Origin of the sequence: Fuscovulum blasticum DSM 2131 (assembly GCF_003034965.1) — a bacterium.
GTDB lineage: Bacteria > Pseudomonadota > Alphaproteobacteria > Rhodobacterales > Rhodobacteraceae > Pseudogemmobacter > Pseudogemmobacter blasticus.
Genome location: NZ_PZKE01000002.1, coordinates 290092 through 309766 on the forward strand (window position 1 = coordinate 290092; position 19675 = coordinate 309766).

A 19675-nucleotide genomic window follows, 5' to 3' on the forward strand; every position below is an offset into this window, starting at 1 on the left:
GGGCTTACTCCGGGAAATGGCTGGTGATGATGAACATCACCGTGCCGGTCAGCGTCACAAGAAAGGACCAGGTGAAGGCCCAGAGCGCGAAGGGCTGCATCAGCATGACCACGCCCAGCGCGATCAGGATGGTGGACAGCGTTTCCCACGGGCCGCGGCGCAGGCGAAGAAGGCCGGTCAGGAAGCGGGACAGAAAGCCGGTCATCGGACGGTCTTCCTTGCGTCTTCCTTCTGTCTTGCTGGCGTCTTGCTCATTTGCGGACCGCTCCGAAGGTGATGCCGCGCAACAGGTGCTTGCGCAGGAGGATGGTGAACACCATGACCGGCAGCAGGAACACGGTCGCGCCGGCGGCCACCGCCGGCCAGTCCTGCCCGCCGACGCCGATGATGGTGGGGATGAAGGGCGGCGCGGTCTGGGCGTTGCCCGAGGTCAGCAGCACCGCGAAGGCATATTCGTTCCAGGCGAAGATCAGGCAGAAGATCGCGGTCGAGGCGATGCCCGTCGCCGCCTGCGGCAGCACCACCTTGCGGAACGCCTGAAACCGCGTGTAGCCGTCAATCAGCGCGGCCTCTTCGTATTCGCGGGGGATCTCGTCTATGAAGCCTTTCAGCAGCCAGACCGCCAGCGAGATGTTCACCGCCGTATAGAGCAGGATCATCCCCAGATGCGTGTCCGAGAGGCCCAGTTCGCGATACATCAGGTAGATCGGGATGGCGACGGCGATGGGCGGCATCATCCGGGTGGACAGGATGAAGAACAGCAGGTCGTCCTTCAGCGGCACCTTGAAGCGGCTGAAGGCATAGGCCGCCAGCGTGCCCAGAAAGATGGACAGCGCGGTCGAGCTGAAGCCGATGATGACCGAATTCAGGAAGCGTTCGCCAAAGCGCGACGGGCCGGCGATCACCATGCCGCTGCCGCGCACGATCCGGTCATACCAGGTTTCGGGCGGCGGCAGGGCGGCGAATTCCTCGGCCCCCAGCCGGGTGCGGGTGGTGAACAGGTTGACGTAGCCTTCGAGACTGGGTTCGAACAGCACCTTGGGCGGATAGCTGATGCTGTCCGGCCCGGACTTGAAGCCGGTCGAGATGATCCAGACCAGCGGCAACAGCGTGACAATGGTGTAGAAGGTGACCAGCAGACCGGCCGCCCATTTCGACAGTTTCGACGGTTCGGTGACGGACCAGGCGCTCATCTTTCCTTCACCTTGTTCAGGGCTTTGACATAGATCGACGCAAGACCGAAGACCGTGACGAACAGGATGATGGCATAGGCCGAGGAATAGCCGGTCCGCCATTTCTCGAACGCCTCGCGCTTGAGGTCGATGCTGGTCAGCAGCGTCTCGTTGCCGGGGCCGCCGCCGGTGAGCAGGGCCACCATGTCGAACATCTTGAAATTCTCGATGCCACGGAACAGCACCGCCAGCATCAGGAAGGGCAGCACCATGGGCACGGTGATCGTCCAGAACTGCCGCCATTTCGAGGCGCGGTCCACTTCGGCCGCCTCGTAGATGTAATCGGGGATCGACCGCAGACCCGCGAGGCAGATCAGCATGACGAAGGGCGTCCACATCCAGGTGTCGACGATGATGATCGACCAGGGCGCCAGCCCGCCCGGCCCCAGCATGGAAAACGAACTGGCCGGCGTGCCGGTCAGCAGTTCGACCACATAGTTCACCAGGCCGATCTGCGGCTGGTAGAGGAAGGTCCAGAAATTGCCCACCACGGCGGGCGACAGCATCATCGGGATCACGATCAGCGTGGTCAGCAGATCGTTGCCACGGAATTTCCGGTTGATCAGCCAGGCCAGGGTGAAGCCGATCACCACCTGCAGAAGCAGCGTCCAGAACAGGAAATGCGCCGTGGTCTGCATGGTGGCCCAGATGCCGTCATCGGTCAGGATGCGCTGATAGTTGCGCAGGCCCACCCATTTCACCTCGGCGTTCGGCTTGTTGGCGGCGTAGTTGGTGAAGGACAGCCGCACCGTCCAGATCAGCGGAAAGATGTTGATCGCCAGCAGTAGAAAGATCGTCGGGGCGACGAAGATCCAGGCGATGGCCCGGTCCGACAGGCCGCGGATGCGGCGCGAGACGGGGGCGGGCGTGGCCCTTGCGGCAAGGTCGATGGGGTTGGTCATGGCATGGTCCCGCTGCGGCGCAAGACGGGACGGCCGTCTCGCCGGGCCCTCCCTCCCCCGCGCGAACGGGGGAAGGAGGGGTCTCTGGCCCCGTCCCCGCTGTGGGGGACGGGGATCAAGGGTCAGAGCTTGCCTTCGTCCTGGAAGACTTCGGTCCAGTCTGCGATCAGGCCATCCAGCGCCTCTTGCGCGGTGCCCTGATCGGCCACGATGTAGTTGTGCAGCCGGTCCTGCATTGCCAGCAGGAGCGAGGCATAGGCCGGTTCCTGCCAGAAATCCTGCACGCCGTTCATCGCTTCAAGGAAATCGCCGGCGAAGGGGGCGCTGTCCTTGAAGCCCGGGTCTTCCAGAACGGCCTTGTGGCAGGAATAGCCGCCCATCGACCACCATTTCTTCTGCACCTCGGGCTGGGCGAACCATTTGATATAGGCCAGCGCCCCATCCATGTTGTCGGTGTAGCTGACAACCGAGATGCCCTGCCCGCCCAGCGTGCTGGCGGCCACGTTCTGCGCGGGGTTCACGAAGAAGTCGATCTTGTCGCCGCCGACATTGGGGTCGGCGTAAAGGCCGGGGAAGAAGGCGAACCAGTTCATCGCCATGGCCACCTGCCCCGATTTGAAGGCGTCCAGCGACTGTTCCATATAGGCGTTGTCATAGCCGGGGGGCGTGGCGGTCTTGTAAAGTTCCTTGTAGAATTCAAGGCCTTCCACCGCAGCCGGGCTGTTCACCGCCCCTTCCATGTCATACTTGCCGGGGGTGTTTTCATATTTGAACCCCCAGGCATAAAGTGCGCCGGTGGCGCCCATGGTGATGCCTTCGGACCCGCGCTCGGTGAAGATCGAGGCGCCGTAGACGGTCTGGCCGTCGATCTCGCGGCCCTGGAAGAACTGCGCGATTTCCAGCAGTTCCTTCTGCGTCTTCGGTTCGGCCAGGTCGCGGCCGTATTTTTCCTTGAAGGCGGCCTGGATCTCAGGGCGGGCGAACCAGTCCTTGCGGTAGAACCAGCCGTTCGCATCGCCCATGGCGGGCAGCGCGTAATAGTTCGGTTCGCCCTTCGGCCAGGTGGAATAGGCATAGACGGTCGCCGGGGCGAAATCGTCCATGCTGATGCCTTCCTTGTCGAAGAAATCGTTCAGCTTGACGTAATGGCCGTTCTCGGCGCTGCCGCCGATCCACTGGCTGTCACCGATCAGCAGGTCGCACAACTGGCCGCCCGAGTTCAGTTCGTTCAGCATCCGGTCGGCGAAATTGGGCCAGGGCACGAATTCGAACTTCATCTTGATGCCCGACTGGGCTTCGAAGTCCTTTGACAGTTCGACCAGCGCGTTGGCCGGGTCCCAGGCGGCCCAGCACAGGGTCAGTTCCTTCGACTGCGCCGAGGCGGCCGAGGCCGCGACAAGCGCAAGGGCCGCGGATGCGGCCAGATGTCCAGCTTTCATGTAATCCTCCCGGTTGTCGATGCAGTCCGTGACGTGCCTGTACCGGGAAACCTCCGGCCGGGCCTTCTCCCTGCGGAAAGCATAGGAACAGGCGGCGTCTGCTGTCCACAGATTTATGAGGTACGCACCTCATTTCGCGGTGCAGCATGGGACGGGCCGGATGGCGCCGTCTGGCGGCCGCAAAGCAACCTATTGATCGGGCGGCAGGTTTTCGCGCAGGACGATTTCGACGCGCAACTGTTCCTGCGCCTCGTCAATCGGGGCGTGATCGGCCTTGGCGCGCAGCACGCGCAGGGTGGACCGGGCAAGGTGGCCCAGATTCTGCGTGATGATCGCATCAATATGGCCCGCCAGCAGGGCACGGCGGGTGTGCGGCGTCAGTTCGTGACCGATCACGACGAATCGCCCGGTCAGCCCCAGATCGGCCAGGGTGGCGGCCAGCGCCCGGTGCCCTGCCCCCAGAAGATAGATGCCGCGCACATCACGGGCATGACGCAGCGCCTCGGTCACCACGGCGCGGAGGGTGGCGTCGGAGCCGTGGGTTTCCAAGGTGGGCAAGACCTCAAGCCCCGGGAAATCGGCCAGCATCACCTCGTCAAAGCCGCGGCGGCGTTCGATGGCATCGCGCAACTGCATCGACTGCGCCACCGCCAGGATCTGCCCCGATGCCGCGCCGGCAAACCGGCCCATCAGCACCGCCGCCGTGCGCCCCGCCGCGCGGCTGTCGATGCCGACGAAATGGTCGCGTTCGGTGCTGGGCAGGTCTGAGGCCAGCGCGATGACCGGAATTCCCTTTGATTTCAGCCCCCTGATCGCATCGCGCAGGACCGGGGTTTCCGGCGCCATGACCGCGACACCCGCCACGTCCTGCGGCGCCATCCGGCCCAGCAGGGCCGCCAGCGCATGGGCGTCTTCCGCCGGGTAGCGCGTGATCTCCAGTTCCATCCGGGCGGTCACGGCGGATTGCGCCGCCTCGGTCAGCGCCTCGGCCAGCGTTTCGACGAACTGGCTGTCGCCATCGGGCAGCGCCGCCACCATGCGATAGCGCCTTTGCCGCGCCAGATTGGCCGCCGCCATATCGCGCACATAGCCCAGACGGGCCACCGCATCCTGCACCGCCGATACGGTTTTCGCCCGCACCCCGGGCCGCGCGTTCAGCACGCGGTCTACCGTGGCCAGGCTGACGCCGGCTTCGCGGGCAATGTCATTGACGGTGGGGCGGCTCATGTCTCCTCGCTATGCGGAAAAGCGTGGCCCAGTCCTTGAGGTACGTCAATCATTCTCATCCCCACTTGCCGCACCCTGCCCCGGCGGCGCGGGAAAAGGCAAGCGTCGGCCCGCTCTGGCAAAGACGGCGCAAGGGTGCAATCCTTGGCCAGACCCAACCGCCCCCGCGAGGCACCTTGGCCTTCACCCTGCGCCAGCTTCAGTTCTTTGTTGCCGCGGCCGATTCCGGCAGCATTTCGGCCGCCGCGCGGATGCTGTCGATCTCGCAAAGCTCGGTCACAGAAGCGATCCGCGCGCTGGAAGTGGATCTGGGCGTCCTTCTGTTTGAACGCCGCGCCCGCGGGCTGGAGCTGACGCACAAGGGCGGGCTGTTCCTGCGCCATGCCAGCCAGATTCTTGGCGACGTGTCGCAGGCCCGGCAATCGTTCCAGCAGGAAACCGGCAATGTGCCGGGGCGGTTGTCGCTGGGCGTGTCGTCGCTGGTGGCGGGCTATGTGCTGTCGGACGTGCTGTCGCGGTTTCGCCGGGGCTGGCCGGCGATCGAGATTTCGGCGCTGGAGGAAACCGGCGACTATCTGCAACACCTGCTGATCGGGGGCGAGCTGGACGTGGCCGTCCTGTTCACCTCGTCCATCCGTGACCGCGCGGCGCTGAACGTGGAAACGCTGCTGGTGTCGCCCTATCGGCTGTGGCTGCCGCAGGGGCACAGGCTGGCCTCGGCCGAAGTCATCGCGCCCGAGGATCTGGTCGAGGAACCCTTCATCAGCCTGATGGTGGACGAGATCGAGGAAAGCACCCGCCGCCTGATGGCCGGCTTGTCGGTGCGGCCCCGCATCGCCTTTCGCACCCGCAGCGTCGAGGCGGTGCGGTCGCTGGTCGCTACTGGCGCCGGGCTGGCGATCCTGCCCAGCCTGGTTTACCGGCCCTGGTCGCTGGAAGGCGACCGGATCGAGATCCGCGATGTTTCGGGCGACCTGCCGTCGGTGCAGGTCGGGCTGGCCTGGCGCAAGGGGGCGCCGCTTTCGGCCCCGGCGCATAATTTCGTGCGGTCGGCGCAGCTTGGCTTTGCCGCGCGCCCCGCCGTTCCGTGAAGATCCTGCTGCACATGGGGCCGGGCAAGACCGGCACCACCGCCTTGCAGCAATCGCTGCATGACGGGGCAGAGGTGCTGCGGGCCAGATCGGTGCTTTACCCGCGCTTCGGCGGTTCTGCCATTGCACATCACCTGCTGCTGGCCCTGTGCGAACACCCCGACCGGCTGACCGGCTGGACGTTGCAGGAACATGGCGGCCCCGAGGCGACGGCGGACAGGGCCTGGCAGGTGTGGAACGAGCTATGCGTCGCGGTTGCGGCCAGCCCGCCCCGGGTGCTGGTGCTGTCCAGCGAAGTGCTGTTCCAGCAGGCGCGCGGCAAGGCCAAGGCCCTGCTGGCGGAAACCCTGTCGGAACTGACCTCCGACATCACCCCGATCTTCTATATCCGCGATCCGGTCTCGCATTACCGGGCGCGGCTTCAGGAATGGCTCAAGACCGAAAACGCCCCGCTGCCGCCCAGCCGGCTGCCGCTGCGCGAGGCGATCCTGGACACCGAGGCCGCCTTCGGACGCCCGCCCGACCTGGTGGCGTTTGACCGCGCCACCCTGCAGGGGGGCGACATCAGCACCGATTTCGTCACCCGGTTTCTTGGCCCCGAAGTGACGCCCGCCGACCTGCCACGGCATCAGGCGAATGTCGGCCTGTCGGCCGAGGCGCTGGTGCTGCTGGCGCGGCTGCGGCGCGACGGGGGGCTGACGGCGGCGGCCCGGCGGCGGGGCGAACGGCTGATCCGGCCGCTGGCCGCGCTGGACCGCAGCGATCCGCCCGATGCGCCGCTGGCCCTGCACCCCGAAGTGGCCGAGGCCGCCCTGCGCGCCGCCACCTGCCACCGCTGGCTGGCCGAGACCGGGCGCCTTGCCCTGCCGGGGCTGGACACGGGCCGCGTTGACGGCGCGCCGCCACCCGGCTGGATGCGCGCCGCGCCGCCGGAAACGCTGTTCGCGCATGATCCGGCCCGTTTGGCGCGGCTGACCGCGGCGCTTTGGCAAAGCCATCGGCATCTGATGGCCGGCTGAAACCGCCAGCCATCGGAAACACCAATACCTCGCATCCATCTTTTGCATTTGCGATTCCTGCCCGCTTCCGTAGCGTGATTGCATGACCGGAATACCGGCGTGCCGCCCGGAGCGGCCTATCCACAGGGAGTTTGCGATGAACACCATGAAGCTGATGGCCAGCACGGCCCTTGTTCTGTTGACCGGCCTTGGGCCGACCTTCGCGCAGATGACCGCGCTTGGCACGCCGGAAGGCCAGGTCGATATCGTGGCCTGGCCCGGCTATATCGAGCGGGGCGAAACCGACAAGGCCTATGACTGGGTGACCAAGTTCGAGGCGGCCTCGGGCTGCAAGGTCAACGTGAAGACCGCCAACACCAGCGACGAGATGGTTGCCCTGATGAACGAGGGCGGCTTCGATCTGGTCACGGCCAGCGGCGATGCCTCGCTGCGGCTGGTGGCGGGCAAGCGTATCCAGCCCATCAACACCGATCTGATCCCGTCCTGGTCCAAGGTTGATGACCGGCTGAAGGACGCGCCCTGGCATACGGTGGGCGGCGTGCATTACGGCGTGCCCTACCAGTGGGGGCCGAACGTGCTGATGTACAACACCGAGGTGTTCAAGGACGGTCCGCCGAAATCCTGGTCGGTGGTGTTCGAGGAAACCACCCTGCCCGACGGCAAGTCGAACAAGGGCCGCGTGCAGGCCTATGACGGCCCGATCCACATTGCCGATGCCGCGCAATACCTGATGGCGCACAAGCCGGAACTGGACATCACCAACCCCTATGAGCTGAACGAGGACCAATACGCGGCCGCGCTGGACCTGCTGCGCGCCCAGCGCGAACTGGTCGGGCGCTACTGGCACGACGCGATGATCCAGGTGGACGACTTCAAGAACGAGGGCGTGGTTGCCTCGGGGTCGTGGCCGTTCCAGGTGAACCTGCTGAAATCGGAAGGCCAGCCCGTTGCCAGCACCATTCCCGAGGAAGGCGCCACCGGCTGGGCCGATACGCTGATGCTGCATTCCGAGGCGCCGCACCCGACCTGCGCCTATCTGTTCATGGAACATTCGCTGAATTCGAACCTGCAATCCGACCTGTCGGTCTGGTTCGGGTCGAACCCCGTTGTTCCTGCCGCCTGCACCGATGGCAGCGGGATGCAGACCAAGGAAGGCTGCACCGCCAACGGATTTGACGATTTCGACCGCATCCGGTTCTGGACCACCCCGGTCGCAAGCTGCCCGGCGGGCAACTGCGTGCCCTATTACCGCTGGGTGTCCGACTATATCGGCGTGATCGGCGGCCGCTGAGCCACAGAGCCACGCCCCTTTCCCCATGCCGGGGACAGGGGCCTTTCCCACCCCGCGCCTGCCGTGCCTGCGCCGCGGTCGGGCGGGCCATGTCCGGTGACCAGATGACCGCTGCCGTCGAATTCCTGAACGTCTCGCGCCATTACGGGGCCGGGCCTGTGGCCGTGAAGGCCGTGGACGGGGTGGACCTGACCATCCCCGAGGGCGAGTTCTTCGCCATGCTTGGCCCTTCGGGGTCTGGCAAGACCACCTGCCTGCGGCTGATCTCGGGGTTTGAAACGCCCACGGCCGGCGCGATCCGCATCTTTGGCGAAGATGTCAGCCGGGTGCCGCCGAACCTGCGCAACGTGAACACCGTCTTTCAGGATTACGCGCTGTTCCCGCATATGAGCGTACGCGACAACGTGGCCTACGGGCTGATGGTCAAGGGCGTGGACCGCCGCAGCCGTCTGGCCAAGGCCGACGAGATGCTGTCGCTGGTGCATCTGCCCGATTACGGCAGCCGCAAGCCGGGGCAGTTGTCGGGCGGCCAGCGCCAGCGGGTGGCGCTGGCCCGCGCGCTGGTCAACGAACCAAAGGTGCTGCTGCTGGACGAACCGCTGGGCGCGCTGGACCTGAAGCTGCGCGAGGCGATGCAGGACGAGTTGAAGAACCTGCAACGCCGGCTGGGCATCACCTTCGTCTTCGTCACCCATGACCAGGGCGAGGCGCTGTCGATGGCCGACCGCGTGGCCGTCTTTTCGCGCGGGCGCATCGTGCAGGTGGGCACGCCGGAAGAAATCTATGACCGCCCGGCCACCCGTTTCGTGGCCGATTTCGTGGGGTCATCCAACGTGCTGCCGCCCGACCTTTCGGCGCGGCTGGGCGGCCCCGCCACCTGGGCCAGCCTGCGCCCCGAGGCGATCCGGCTGACCGACACCGCGCCGCGCGCGCGGGGCCGGGTGACCGGGCTGCGCTATCTGGGCCTTGGCACGCGGCTGGCCGTGGATGTGGGCGGCACCGAACTGGTGGCGCTGGTTCCCGCCGGCACCGCCCTGCCCGCCGAGGGCGCCGAGGTTGGCCTGACCTGGGCGGCGGACGCCGCGCATCAGATGGCGGGCGAGGCATGAGCGGCGCGTTCCACCCCGCCCGCGGCCCCGGCGACCGGCTGACCGGCCTGTTCTGGCGCCGCCCCGGCGTGCTGCTGGCGCTGCTGATCGCGCCGCCGCTGATCTGGCTGGGCGTGGTCTATCTGGGGTCGCTGGTCGCCCTGCTGTGGCAGAGCTTCTGGTCGATTGATGAATTCTCGGGCCTGATCGTGCCGGAATTCACGCTCAAGACCTATGCCGAACTGCTGCGTCCGGCGAATTTCGACGTGATCGTGCGCACCGTCACCATGGCCTCGGTCGTGACCGCCGCCTCGGTCGTGCTGGCCTTTCCCATTGCCTATTACGCCGCCCGCTATGCGCGGGGCCGGATGAAGGCGGTGTTTTATCTGGGCGTCATGCTGCCCTTGTGGTCCAGCTATCTGGTCAAGGTCTATGCCTGGAAGCTGATCCTTGCGCGCGAGGGCATCGTGACCTGGGCCGCCGAGGGCATTGGCGCGGGCAATGTGCTGAACGCGGTGCTGTCGCTGCCCGTGATCGGGGGAAATTCGCTGTCCACCAGCTATATCGGCACCTTCATCGTCTTCGTCTATGTCTGGCTGCCCTTCATGATCCTGCCGATGCAGGCCTCGCTGGAACGGGTGCCGAACGCCATGCTGGAAGCCTCGTCCGATCTGGGGGCGACCTCGTGGCAGACCTTCGTCCATGTGATCCTGCCGCTGGCGCTGCCCGGCATCATTGCCGGCACGATCTTCACCTTTTCGCTGACGCTGGGCGATTACATCATTCCGCAGATCGTCGGCTCATCCCGGCTGTTCATCGGGCAGGCGGTCTACATGTTGCAGGGCACCGCGGGGAACCTGCCGCTGGCGGCCGCCTTCGCCGTTATCCCCATCGTGGTGATGCTGGCCTATCTGGTCTTTGCCCGCCGGATCGGAGCTTTCGATGCCCTCTGAACGCCGCGCCCCCCTTGCCCTGAAGCTGGCGGCCCTTGGCGGGCTGTTGTTCCTGCACGGGCCGATCCTGCTGATCTTTCTGTATGCCTTCACGACCGAGGAGCGCAGCTACCAGTTCCCGCCGCCGGGGCTGACGCTGAAGTGGTTTGCCGTGGCGTGGAACCGCCCCGACATCTGGCCGCCGCTGATCCTGTCGCTGAAGGTGGCCGCGATTTCCACCGCGCTGGCGCTGGTGCTGGGCACGCTTTGCGCCGCCGCCATGTCGCGGGCGCGGTTCTTCGGGCGCGATTCCATCTCGCTTCTGGTGATCCTGCCCATCGCCCTGCCCGGCATCATCACCGGCATGTCGCTGCGGTCGGCCTTCGCGATGATGGACATTCCCTTCTCGACCTGGACCATCGTGCTGGGTCACGCCACCTTCTGCATCGTCATCGTCTACAACAACGCCGTCGCCCGGTTCCGCCGGCTGTCGGGGTCGATCCTGGAAGCCTCGGCCGATCTGGGCGCCAACGGGTTCCAGACCTTCCGGCATGTGATCCTGCCGAACCTTGGTTCGGCGCTGCTGGCGGGGGGGATGCTGGCCTTTGCCCTGTCGTTCGATGAGGTGATCGTCACCACCTTCACCGCCGGCCAGCAATCGACGCTGCCGATCTGGATGCTGAACGAACTGGTCCGCCCGCGGCAGCGCCCTGTCACCAATGTCGTCGCCATCGTGGTCTTTGCCGCGACCGTGGTGCCGATCCTGATCGCCTATGTCCTGACCCGCGGCGGTTCCGAAACCGCCGGTGCGGGCAAATGATCCCGAAGGAAGCCCCCATGTCCCAGCCGATGCCCCAGCCGATGCAACAACCGATGCCCCGGATTGCCGATACCGATTTCCTGATCGATGGCCGTTTCGAACCCGGACAGGAGCCGGGCGAGCCTGTGCTGAACCCGCGCAGCGGCGCGCTGATCCTGGAACTGGCCGAGGCGTCTTCGGCCCAGATCGGCCGCGCCGTTGCCGCCGCCCGCCGCGCCTTTGGCGGCTGGTCGCGCACGACGCCGGCCGAACGGTCGGCCGCGCTGCACCGCATTGCCAACCGGATCGAGGCCGAGGCCGCCGGTTTTGCCGCGCTTGAGGCGCTGAACTGCGGCAAGCCGATCAATGCCGTCACCAATGACGAATTGCCCGGCGTGGTGGATTGCTTCCGTTTCTTTGCAGGCGCGGTGCGCTGCCAGCAGGGCGCGGTGGCGGGGGAATATCTGGCAGGCCATACCAGCATGATCCGCCGCGATCCGATCGGCGTCGTCGCCTCGATCGCGCCGTGGAACTATCCTCTGATGATGATGGCCTGGAAACTGGCCCCGGCCATTGGCGGCGGCAATGCGGTGGTGTTCAAACCGTCGGAACAGACGCCGCTGACGGCGCTGAAACTGGCCCGCATCCTGGCCGACGAACTGCCCCCCGGCGTGGTCAACATCCTGCCGGGGCGGGGCCAGACCGTGGGCAACGAGTTGATCCACCACCCCGGCGTGGACATGATCAGCCTGACCGGCGATGTGGCCACCGGGCGCAAGATGCTGGATGCCGCCGCGAAGACGGTGAAACGCACCCATCTGGAGCTGGGCGGCAAGGCGCCGGTCATCGTCTATGACGATGCCGATCTGGAGGCCGTGGTCGAAGGGCTGCGCGCCTTTGGCTATTACAACGCGGGCCAGGACTGCACCGCCGCCTGCCGCATCTATGCGGGCAGGAAGATCTACGACAGGCTGGTCGCAGACCTCAGCTCCGCCGTTTCCTCCATCGTGCTGGGGGCCGAGGATGACACCACCAACGAGATCGGCCCGCTGATCAGCCTGCGGCAGCGCGACCGGGTGGCGTCCTTNGTGGAACGCGCCGCGAATTGCCGCATGTCGAGGTGACCGCCGGGGGCGAAACAATGGGCACTGCCGGGTTCTACTACCGCCCGACCGTGGTGGCCGGGGCGCGGCAAAGTGATGAAATCGTCCGGCGCGAAGTCTTTGGCCCGGTCGTGTCGATCACCCCCTTCTCGGACCCCGAAGAAGCCGTCACCTGGGCCAATGACAGCGACTATGGCCTCGCCTCTTCGGTCTGGACGCGCGATGTGGGGCGCGGCATGGAAACCGCCGCCCGGTTGCGCTACGGCTGCACCTGGGTGAACACGCATTTCATGCTGGTCAGCGAAATGCCGCATGGCGGGCTGAAGCAATCCGGCTATGGCAAGGATCTGTCGGCCTATGCGCTGGAGGATTACAGCGTGGTGCGGCACGTCATGGTGAAGCACGGCTAGACGGGGACGGCTAGACCGGGACGGCTAGACAGGGGCGGCGCGCCCCGCCAGCCCGGCCTGACGGACGATCTCGGCCACCTGCGCCAGTTGTCCGGCCAGCGGGCTGGTCTTGCGCCAGACCATGCCGATGGTGCGCAGCGGGCGCGGCTGAGGCAGCCGCGCCACCGACACCTGCGCCGAGCGCGTTTCAACCGCCACCGCCATTTCCGGGATCAGCGTCACGCCGATGCCCGCCCCCACCATCTGCACCAGCGTGGACAGCGAACTGCCTTCCATCAGGTCGCGCGGCGCCGAGGGCGACAACATGCAGAAGGACAGCGCCTGATCGCGGAAACAGTGGCCCTCTTCCAGCAGCAGAAGCCGCATCTCGCGCAGGGTTTCGGGGTTGGGCACCGGCTTGCCTGCATCTTCGGGCGGGCGCACCAGGATGAATTCCTCGTCGAACAGCGGCTGTTCGGTCAGCGCGGGTTCGGACACCGGCAGCGCCACGATGGCGGTATCCAGCCGCCCGTTCAGCAGATCGTCGATCAGCACCTGTGTCACCGTCTCGCGCGGGCGCAGGTCCAGATCGGGATAGCGCGCGGCAAGCGCCTTGATCACCCGGGGCAGCAGATAGGGCGCCACGGTCGGGATGACGCCGATCCGCAGCCGCCCCGCCAGCGGCCCGACCGAGGCCCGGGCCAGATCGCCCAGTTCATCGACCGACCGCAGGATTTCGCGCACCCTTTGGGCGAAGTCCTCGCCCAGCGGCGTCAGCCGGATCTGCCGCGCGCCGCGTTCCACCAGGGTCGCCCCCAGCAGATCCTCCAGTTCCTTGATCTGCAAGGACAGCGCCGGTTGCGAGATGGCGCAATCCTCGGCCGCGCGCCCGAAATGGCCGTGCCGGGCCAGCGCGTCGAAATAGCGGAGGTGGCGCATGGAAAGGCTGATCATAAGCCCAGCTTATTGCACACCTTAGAAAATGCAATTTGGAATTATGATACACAAATGTTAGAACGATTCCATATTCAGGGTCGGAAAGCTGGCGTCACCGCGCCGGGCCGGGCCTGGAACGCCATGAAAACCACAGCCGCATCGGAGACACGGATGGACGGGAACGACACCAGGGGTTCGGGCAAATGCCCGGTCATGCACGGCGCGATGACCAGCGTCGGGACCAATGTCATGGAGTGGTGGCCGAATGCCCTGAACCTTGACATCCTGCACCAGCATGACAGCAAGACCAACCCGCTGCCCGGCTTCAACTACCGCGAGGCGCTGAAGACGCTGGATGTCGAGGCGCTGAAGCGCGACGTGAAGGCGCTGATGACCGACAGTCAGGACTGGTGGCCCGCCGACTGGGGCCATTACGGCGGCCTGATGATCCGCATGGCCTGGCACGCGGCGGGGTCTTACCGTCTGGCCGATGGCCGGGGCGGCGCCGGCACCGGCAACCAGCGGTTTGCGCCGCTGAATTCCTGGCCCGACAACGCCAACCTGGACAAGGCCCGCCGCCTGCTGTGGCCGATCAAGAAGAAATACGGCAACAAGATAAGCTGGGCCGACCTGATCGTTCTGGCCGGGACGATGGCCTATGAATCGATGGGCCTGAAGACCTTTGGCTTCGGCTTCGGCCGCGAAGACATCTGGCACCCGGAGAAAGACGTGTACTGGGGCAGCGAAAAGGAATGGCTGGCCCCCAGCGACAGCCGCTATGGTGATCTGTCCGATCCTTCGACGATGGAAAACCCGCTGGCCGCGGTGCAGATGGGCCTGATCTACGTCAACCCCGAAGGGGTGAACGGCCAGCCCGACCCGATGAAAACCGCCGCCCAGGTGCGCGAGACCTTTGCCCGCATGGCGATGGACGATGAGGAAACCGCCGCGCTGACCGCGGGCGGCCACACCGTCGGCAAGACCCATGGCAACGGCAGCGCCGCCAATCTTGGCCCCAGCCCGGAAGGTGCCGATGTGACCGAACAGGGCCTTGGCTGGATGAACCACACCAGCCGCGGCATCGGCCGCAACACGGTGACCAGCGGCATCGAGGGCGCCTGGACCACCCATCCGACCCAATGGGACAACGGCTATTTCGACCTGCTGTTCGGCTATGAGTGGGAGTTGAGGAAGTCGCCCGCCGGCGCGTGGCAATGGATGCCGATCAACATCCGCGAAGAGGACATGCCGGTCGATGTGGAAGATCCCTCGATCCGCGTCATGCCGATCATGACCGATGCCGACATGGCGATGAAGGTTGACCCGGCCTATCGCGCGATCTGCGAACGCTTCCGCGCCGACCACGCCTATTTCAGCGACACCTTCGCCCGCGCCTGGTTCAAGCTGACCCACCGCGACATGGGCCCCAAGGTCCGCTACATCGGGCCGGACGTGCCCGCCGAAGACCTGATCTGGCAAGATCCGGTGCCCGCCGGCCGCAGCGATTATGACGTGGCCGCCGTCAAGGCCCGGATCGCGGCCTCGGGCCTGTCGGTGGCGGATGCCGTTGCCACCGCCTGGGACAGCGCCCGCACCTATCGCGGGTCGGACATGCGCGGCGGCGCGAACGGCGCCCGCATCCGGCTGGCCCCGCAGAACGGCTGGGAAGGCAACGAACCGGCGCGTCTGGCGCGTGTCCTTTCGGTGCTGGAGCCCATCGCCGCCGCGACCGGCGCTTCGCTGGCCGATGTCATCGTGCTGGCTGGCACCTGGGGCGTTGAACAGGCGATCCGGGCCGCCGGCATGGATGTGGCGGTTCCCTTCGCGCCGGGCCGGGGCGATGCCACGGCCGAGCAGACCGACGCCGCTTCGTTCGACGTGCTGGAACCGCTGGCCGACGGGTTCCGCAACTGGCTGAAGAAGGACTATGTGGTTTCCGCCGAAGAGCTTTTGCTGGATCGGGCGCAGCTCATGGGCCTGACCGCGCAGGAGATGACCGTGCTGGTCGGCGGGATGCGGGCCATTGGCACCAACCACGGCGGCACGGCGCATGGCGTCTTTACCAACCGTGTCGGCGCCCTGACGACCGACTTCTTCACCACGCTGACCGACATGGCCTGGAAATGGGTACCGGCGGGCAACAACCTGTATCACCTGACCGACCGCAAGACCGGCGCGGTGAAATGGACCGCGACCCGTGTCGATCTGGTGTTCGGCTCGAACTCGGTCCTGCGGGCCTATGCCGAGGTTTATGCCCAGGATGACGCCGCCGAGAAATTCGTCCGCGACTTCGTGGCCGCCTGGACCAAGGTGATGAACGCCGACCGTTTCGATCTGCGCTGATCGCGGCACGGTCTGCCGGAACTTCGGGCGCCCTCCGGTCTTCGGGGGGCGCCTTTTTCGTGACGGCCCCGGCTCAGGCCAGACGGTCGGGCAAGACCTCGGCCCCGATCAGCGCATCGGGCCGGGCGGCGGTGATCGCCGCCGCCGCAAGGCCCGGACCCGGCCCGGTTTCCCCGGTGCCAAGGTCGCCGCGCACCCAGGTGGCCCTGGCCCCGGCCTGCCAGCCCAGCCGGCAGGCGCGGATGCAGCCCACGGCCTCCAGCGTTCCCGAGATTTCGAAATCGGGCGTCAGCCCGCCCGCGCCGGTGGCCATGGCCGCCACCAGCCGCCGCGTCAGGTCCAGCCCCACCGGGCAGACCCGGCCCAGATGCGGGCAGACCGTCGCGCAGGTCACCTGCCAGCGCGGCGACATTCGGCCGGGGATTGCGTCGCCCGGCCCCTCGGGCGCAGAGGCCCGTTCGGGGAAAAATCCGTCTTCCATCACGTCTCCTGTCGGGCGCCCCGCCCGCTTCGGGTTTCGGTGTGATGGCAGGTCTCCTGACTTGCGGGTCTTCGCCTTTCCGCGCCTTCCCGGTGCCGGGGCACCAGTGGACCATTGCGGATCAGCTCGCCGCTTACAGTTGCGGGGGCAGTCGCGGCCTTGGCCCCCGAAGGCGCCGCACCGCGTTCCCATTTTCATCCGAAGGCTTGCGCCCGCCGGAACCATCGCCCGCAGAAAGCCGCGTTTCGGCGGGCAGAGTCAAGCCGTGCCGCGGGGGGCGGACGGGAGCGACCATTCCCCCTTGCGCGAAGGCCCCCGTTGCGGCACCCCTGCCCCATGTCCAGCCCTGCCGCCTTTCTCAATGTCCAGGCCTCGCTGACCGGCCGCCGCTGGGTCGGGCCCGATGCCGGGGCCGACCGTCTGGCCGAGGCGATGGCGCAAGCCACCCGCCTGCCGCTGCCGCTGTGCCGCATCCTTGTCAGCCGCGGCGTGCCGCCCGATCAGGCCGCGGGCTTTCTGGCCCCCACGCTGAAAGACCTGCTGCCCGACCCGCGGTCGCTGCGCGACATGGAAAAAGCCGCCGCGCGGCTGGTGCGCGCCCTGACCTCGGGCGAGCGGATCGCCATCTTCGCCGATTACGATGTGGACGGCGGGGCTTCGGCCGCGCTGCTGCTGGCCTGGCTGCGCGCGCTGGGGCGCGATGCCACACTGTATATCCCGGACCGCATCGACGAAGGCTATGGCCCCAATGTGCCGGCCATGCAGGCGCTGGCGCGCGACCACGGGCTGATCCTTTGCGTCGATTGCGGCACGCTGAGCCATGAGCCGGTTGCCGCCGCCGCGCCGGCCGATGTGGTGATCCTTGACCACCACCTTGCCACCGAAACCCTGCCCGCCGCCCATGCGGTGGTGAACCCCAACCGGCAGGACGAAGACGGCAGTCTGGCCCATCTTTGCGCGGCCTCGGTGGTGTTCCTTGCGCTGGTCGAGGCCAACCGGCAGTTGCGCGGCCAGGGCACCGCCGGCCCCGACCTGATGGCGCTGCTGGATCTGGTCGCGCTGGCGACGGTGGCCGATGTGGCCCCGCTGATCGGCGTCAACCGCGCCTTCGTGCGGCAGGGGCTGCGCGTCATGGCCCGGCGGGAGCGGCCCGGCCTGCGCGCGCTGGCCGACATCGCCCGCATGGACAGCGCCCCCACCGCCTATGCCCTGGGCTTTCTGCTGGGGCCGCGCGTCAATGCCGGGGGCCGCATCGGCCAGGCCGATCTTGGCGCCCGCCTGCTGGCCGCCACCGATGACGCCCAGGCCCTGGCCCTGGCCCGCCGGCTGGACGAGCTGAACACCGAACGCCGCGTGCTGACCGAGGCCGTCCGCGAAGAGGCGCTGGCCCAGGCCGAGGCGCGCGGGCTTGACGGCCCGCTGGTCTGGGCCGCCGCCGAAGGCTGGCATCCCGGCGTGGTGGGAATCGTTGCCGCGCGGCTGAAGGAAGCCACCAACCGCCCCGCCATCGTGATCGGCTTCGACGGCGGCATCGGCAAGGGATCGGGCCGGTCGGTCGCCGGGGTTGATCTGGGTGCCGCCGTGCAGCGCGTGGCGGCCGAGGGGCTGCTGGTCAAGGGCGGCGGGCACAAGATGGCCGCCGGCCTGACGGTGGACCGCGACCGGCTTGACGCCGCCATGGCCCGCCTGTCCGAGCTGCTGGCCCGTCAGGGCGCCGGCGCCGCCGGCCCGCAAGACCTGCGCATCGACGGGTTGCTGATGCCCGAAGCGGCGAACCTGGCGCTGGCCGAACAGATCGAAAGCGCCGGCCCTTTCGGCGCCTCGGCCCCGGCGCCGCGATTCGCGCTGCCCTCGGTCAGCGTCGCCGCCCGCCGCATGGGCGAATCGCACCTGCGGCTGACCATCGGCGGGCGCAGCGGCGGCGGGCCGGAAGCGGTGCTGTTCGGCGCCTTCGACAGCCCCCTTGGCCCCGCGCTGGAACAGGGCGGACACCGGCTTTTCCACCTTGCCGGCAAGCTGGAGGTGAACACCTGGGGCGGCCGTTCGCGCGTGCAGTTCCGTCTGGACGATGCCGCGGAAGCCTGATCGGAAAACCTTCGTTTTTCCTCTTGCAGAACCCGCGCAGCCCCGTTAGACACCCGCCACACCGAAAGCGTGGCCCGTTCGTCTATCGGTTAGGACACCAGGTTTTCAACCTGGGAAGAGGGGTTCGACTCCCCTACGGGCTGCCACTTCACCTATTTAAGTTGTTGATTTTACTCAATAATCTGTAGGTGCGAAAATCTCCACCCACAATCTACCCATGACAGATTGCCCCCCGAAAGCAGCCCTTCCGACCCGCCCCAGACCGGGAAACGATCACGCATACGTGAACACCCAAGATCATGTTCCTGCGCGACGAGCTGCCGAAGTCCCCACAAATCTTGACGATTGCGCTAGGCAATCACCATCTGTAAGGAACTTGTGTTAGACTGTGGGTAAGTTGTGGATAACACGACGAAGCAGAAGGAGGTCGAAATGAACGCTACTGCGGCCCCTACTTCGGCCATGGCGGTTGCAAACTGGTTTCTCGAACGTTCGCGGCGGGAATCTTCGGTGCCGCCCTGCGACCAACTGAAACTGTATAAGTTGGTCTTCTACGCTCATGCTTGGTTCCTCGGGAACGGCTGCGGCCCGCTGTTCGACGAAGACGTTGAAGCTTGGCCGCATGGCCCGGTCGTTCGCGACCTATACATTCAGTTCAAAGATGCGGGTCGCGGCCCGATCAACAAGCTTGGCACCCGCTACGCTGTTCAAAACGGAAAATTCCAACTGGAAACGCCGGTATATTCGGGCGATTTGGAACCGTTCTTCGAATCCGTTTGGAATTCCTACAAGGCTCATTCGGGCATCCAACTGTCAAACGCGAGCCATGCCCAAGGTGAACCTTGGACCCTTGTTGCGGAAAAGATGGACTTGGCGGGCAAGCCCACCATTCCCAACGAACTGATTGAACAGGTGTATCGTGCTAAAGTCCAAAGAAGCCGACAGCACTGACGCCAAGGTGTGCGAAGATGCGCCGACAGAACTGGTTGTCTTTGACGACACTGTTGGCGCTTCGACTGAACCGGACGACTACACCAAGCAGTTCAACACCGAAAAACTTAACGATTACCGCCAAGACATTAAGCTTCGGAAGCATTTCTCATGGGCAACTTACGGTCTGCTTTGCGCTTGGCTGGTGATTGTTGCTGGGCTTCTGATCTGGTCTTCGCGGTCGGATGAAGTCCTTATCGCGCTTATCTCTGGCGCGACCATTCAAGTAATCGGCCTTTACTACATCGTTCTTCGATACATCTTCCCAAGTCGCGGCGGTAGCGGCGAGAACGGTTCGTAAAAAGCCACCCCGGAAGGTGCGGCTGTT

Annotated in this window: 19 protein-coding genes, 1 tRNA gene and 1 riboswitch; of the genes, 13 read left to right on the forward strand and 7 right to left on the reverse strand. The window is 66.2% G+C overall.

All coding sequences use genetic code 11. The annotated features are described in order from the left end of the window. Nucleotides 1-4: 4 nt before the first annotated feature. The 5 genes from C5F44_RS03575 to C5F44_RS03595 all read right to left on the reverse strand — a co-directional run bounded on the left by C5F44_RS03575 (nucleotide 5) and on the right by C5F44_RS03595 (nucleotide 4800). Nucleotides 5-205 (reverse strand): hypothetical protein, encoded by a 201-nt coding sequence (locus C5F44_RS03575; RefSeq protein WP_107672118.1) that lies wholly within the window; start codon nucleotides 203-205, stop codon nucleotides 5-7. 46 nt (nucleotides 206-251) lie between these two features. Beyond that, on the reverse strand, nucleotides 252-1193 hold the full coding sequence (locus C5F44_RS03580; RefSeq protein WP_107672119.1) for a carbohydrate ABC transporter permease: 942 nt from the start codon (nucleotides 1191-1193) through the stop codon (nucleotides 252-254). Next, nucleotides 1190-2134, reverse strand: coding sequence for a carbohydrate ABC transporter permease (locus C5F44_RS03585; RefSeq protein WP_107672120.1), 945 nt, complete (start codon nucleotides 2132-2134; stop codon nucleotides 1190-1192). The genes C5F44_RS03580 and C5F44_RS03585 overlap by 4 nt, the downstream gene beginning before the upstream one ends. Before the next feature lie 122 nt (nucleotides 2135-2256). Continuing rightward, complete coding sequence (locus C5F44_RS03590) at nucleotides 2257-3573, reverse strand: ABC transporter substrate-binding protein (protein WP_107672121.1); 1317 nt, start codon at nucleotides 3571-3573, stop codon at nucleotides 2257-2259. Between the two features lie 189 nt (nucleotides 3574-3762). Next, nucleotides 3763-4800: a LacI family DNA-binding transcriptional regulator gene (locus C5F44_RS03595; RefSeq protein WP_107672122.1), complete on the reverse strand. Its 1038-nt coding sequence runs from the start codon at nucleotides 4798-4800 to the stop codon at nucleotides 3763-3765. A gap of 176 nt (nucleotides 4801-4976) precedes the next feature. Between C5F44_RS03595 and C5F44_RS03600 the strand changes: the two genes are divergently transcribed. The 8 genes from C5F44_RS03600 to C5F44_RS18225 all read left to right on the forward strand — a co-directional run bounded on the left by C5F44_RS03600 (nucleotide 4977) and on the right by C5F44_RS18225 (nucleotide 12533). After that, nucleotides 4977-5891 (forward strand): LysR substrate-binding domain-containing protein, encoded by a 915-nt coding sequence (locus tag C5F44_RS03600; RefSeq protein WP_107672123.1) that lies wholly within the window; start codon nucleotides 4977-4979, stop codon nucleotides 5889-5891. Then, nucleotides 5888-6910: a hypothetical protein gene (locus C5F44_RS03605; RefSeq protein ID WP_107672124.1), complete on the forward strand. Its 1023-nt coding sequence runs from the start codon at nucleotides 5888-5890 to the stop codon at nucleotides 6908-6910. The genes C5F44_RS03600 and C5F44_RS03605 overlap by 4 nt, the downstream gene beginning before the upstream one ends. A gap of 136 nt (nucleotides 6911-7046) precedes the next feature. After that, nucleotides 7047-8201: an ABC transporter substrate-binding protein gene (locus tag C5F44_RS03610; RefSeq protein WP_219908657.1), complete on the forward strand. Its 1155-nt coding sequence runs from the start codon at nucleotides 7047-7049 to the stop codon at nucleotides 8199-8201. A gap of 104 nt (nucleotides 8202-8305) precedes the next feature. Next, the gene (locus C5F44_RS03615) at nucleotides 8306-9310 is read left to right on the forward strand and encodes an ABC transporter ATP-binding protein (protein WP_107672191.1); all 1005 of its coding nucleotides are present in this window, start codon (nucleotides 8306-8308) and stop codon (nucleotides 9308-9310) included. After that, on the forward strand, nucleotides 9307-10242 hold the full coding sequence (locus C5F44_RS03620; RefSeq protein WP_107672125.1) for an ABC transporter permease: 936 nt from the start codon (nucleotides 9307-9309) through the stop codon (nucleotides 10240-10242). Before C5F44_RS03615 ends, C5F44_RS03620 begins: the two co-directional genes overlap by 4 nt. After that, nucleotides 10232-11041, forward strand: a complete 810-nt coding sequence (locus C5F44_RS03625) for an ABC transporter permease (RefSeq protein ID WP_107672126.1) — start codon at nucleotides 10232-10234, stop codon at nucleotides 11039-11041. The genes C5F44_RS03620 and C5F44_RS03625 overlap by 11 nt, the downstream gene beginning before the upstream one ends. A gap of 53 nt (nucleotides 11042-11094) precedes the next feature. Beyond that, on the forward strand, nucleotides 11095-12144 hold the full coding sequence (locus tag C5F44_RS03630; protein WP_478210331.1) for an aldehyde dehydrogenase family protein: 1050 nt from the start codon (nucleotides 11095-11097) through the stop codon (nucleotides 12142-12144). Nucleotides 12145-12161: 17 nt separating this feature from the next. Next, on the forward strand, nucleotides 12162-12533 hold the full coding sequence (locus C5F44_RS18225; protein WP_268876916.1) for an aldehyde dehydrogenase family protein: 372 nt from the start codon (nucleotides 12162-12164) through the stop codon (nucleotides 12531-12533). Between the two features lie 24 nt (nucleotides 12534-12557). On the opposite strand, the gene C5F44_RS03635 is transcribed toward C5F44_RS18225, so the two are convergent. After that, nucleotides 12558-13466: a hydrogen peroxide-inducible genes activator gene (locus tag C5F44_RS03635; protein ID WP_107672127.1), complete on the reverse strand. Its 909-nt coding sequence runs from the start codon at nucleotides 13464-13466 to the stop codon at nucleotides 12558-12560. A gap of 153 nt (nucleotides 13467-13619) precedes the next feature. Here C5F44_RS03635 and katG point away from each other — a divergent pair, with 153 nt between their 5' ends. Further along, a complete protein-coding gene (gene katG, locus C5F44_RS03640; protein WP_107672128.1) occupies nucleotides 13620-15791 on the forward strand; it encodes a catalase/peroxidase HPI in 2172 nt (723 codons plus the stop codon). 73 nt (nucleotides 15792-15864) lie between these two features. Here the strand turns inward: katG and C5F44_RS03645 are convergent, their stop codons facing one another. Then, nucleotides 15865-16272, reverse strand: coding sequence for a hypothetical protein (locus C5F44_RS03645; protein WP_146161900.1), 408 nt, complete (start codon nucleotides 16270-16272; stop codon nucleotides 15865-15867). A gap of 29 nt (nucleotides 16273-16301) precedes the next feature. Continuing rightward, nucleotides 16302-16513, reverse strand: a riboswitch (cobalamin riboswitch). Nucleotides 16514-16608: 95 nt separating this feature from the next. On the opposite strand from C5F44_RS03645, the gene recJ reads away from it, so the two are divergent. From recJ to C5F44_RS17775, 4 genes are all read left to right on the forward strand, one after another. After that, nucleotides 16609-18357, forward strand: a complete 1749-nt coding sequence (recJ, locus tag C5F44_RS03650) for a single-stranded-DNA-specific exonuclease RecJ (RefSeq protein ID WP_107672130.1) — start codon at nucleotides 16609-16611, stop codon at nucleotides 18355-18357. A gap of 71 nt (nucleotides 18358-18428) precedes the next feature. After that, nucleotides 18429-18503: transfer RNA gene (locus tag C5F44_RS03655), tRNA-Glu, on the forward strand. Between the two features lie 286 nt (nucleotides 18504-18789). Next, nucleotides 18790-19308: a Panacea domain-containing protein gene (locus tag C5F44_RS03660; protein WP_146161901.1), complete on the forward strand. Its 519-nt coding sequence runs from the start codon at nucleotides 18790-18792 to the stop codon at nucleotides 19306-19308. Further along, nucleotides 19277-19648, forward strand: a complete 372-nt coding sequence (locus C5F44_RS17775; protein WP_146161902.1) for a hypothetical protein — start codon at nucleotides 19277-19279, stop codon at nucleotides 19646-19648. The genes C5F44_RS03660 and C5F44_RS17775 overlap by 32 nt, the downstream gene beginning before the upstream one ends. The last annotated feature ends 27 nt before the right edge of the window (nucleotides 19649-19675 follow it).

Bases quoted from the DNA above. Each gene is read 5' to 3' on its own strand.
- C5F44_RS03575 (WP_107672118.1), bottom strand. From the start codon at position 205: ATGACCGGCTTTCTGTCCCGCTTCCTGACCGGCCTTCTTCGCCTGCGC.
- C5F44_RS03580 (WP_107672119.1), bottom strand. From the start codon at position 1,193: ATGAGCGCCTGGTCCGTCACCGAACCGTCGAAACTGTCGAAATGGGCG.
- C5F44_RS03585 (WP_107672120.1), bottom strand. From the start codon at position 2,134: ATGACCAACCCCATCGACCTTGCCGCAAGGGCCACGCCCGCCCCCGTC.
- C5F44_RS03590 (WP_107672121.1), bottom strand. From the start codon at position 3,573: ATGAAAGCTGGACATCTGGCCGCATCCGCGGCCCTTGCGCTTGTCGCG.
- C5F44_RS03595 (WP_107672122.1), bottom strand. From the start codon at position 4,800: ATGAGCCGCCCCACCGTCAATGACATTGCCCGCGAAGCCGGCGTCAGC.
- C5F44_RS03610 (WP_219908657.1), top strand. From the start codon at position 7,047: ATGAACACCATGAAGCTGATGGCCAGCACGGCCCTTGTTCTGTTGACC.
- C5F44_RS03615 (WP_107672191.1), top strand. From the start codon at position 8,306: ATGACCGCTGCCGTCGAATTCCTGAACGTCTCGCGCCATTACGGGGCC.
- C5F44_RS03620 (WP_107672125.1), top strand. From the start codon at position 9,307: ATGAGCGGCGCGTTCCACCCCGCCCGCGGCCCCGGCGACCGGCTGACC.
- C5F44_RS03625 (WP_107672126.1), top strand. From the start codon at position 10,232: ATGCCCTCTGAACGCCGCGCCCCCCTTGCCCTGAAGCTGGCGGCCCTT.
- C5F44_RS18225 (WP_268876916.1), top strand. From the start codon at position 12,162: ATGGGCACTGCCGGGTTCTACTACCGCCCGACCGTGGTGGCCGGGGCG.
- C5F44_RS03635 (WP_107672127.1), bottom strand. From the start codon at position 13,466: ATGATCAGCCTTTCCATGCGCCACCTCCGCTATTTCGACGCGCTGGCC.
- katG (WP_107672128.1), top strand. From the start codon at position 13,620: ATGGACGGGAACGACACCAGGGGTTCGGGCAAATGCCCGGTCATGCAC.
- C5F44_RS03645 (WP_146161900.1), bottom strand. From the start codon at position 16,272: ATGGAAGACGGATTTTTCCCCGAACGGGCCTCTGCGCCCGAGGGGCCG.
- recJ (WP_107672130.1), top strand. From the start codon at position 16,609: ATGTCCAGCCCTGCCGCCTTTCTCAATGTCCAGGCCTCGCTGACCGGC.
- C5F44_RS03660 (WP_146161901.1), top strand. From the start codon at position 18,790: ATGAACGCTACTGCGGCCCCTACTTCGGCCATGGCGGTTGCAAACTGG.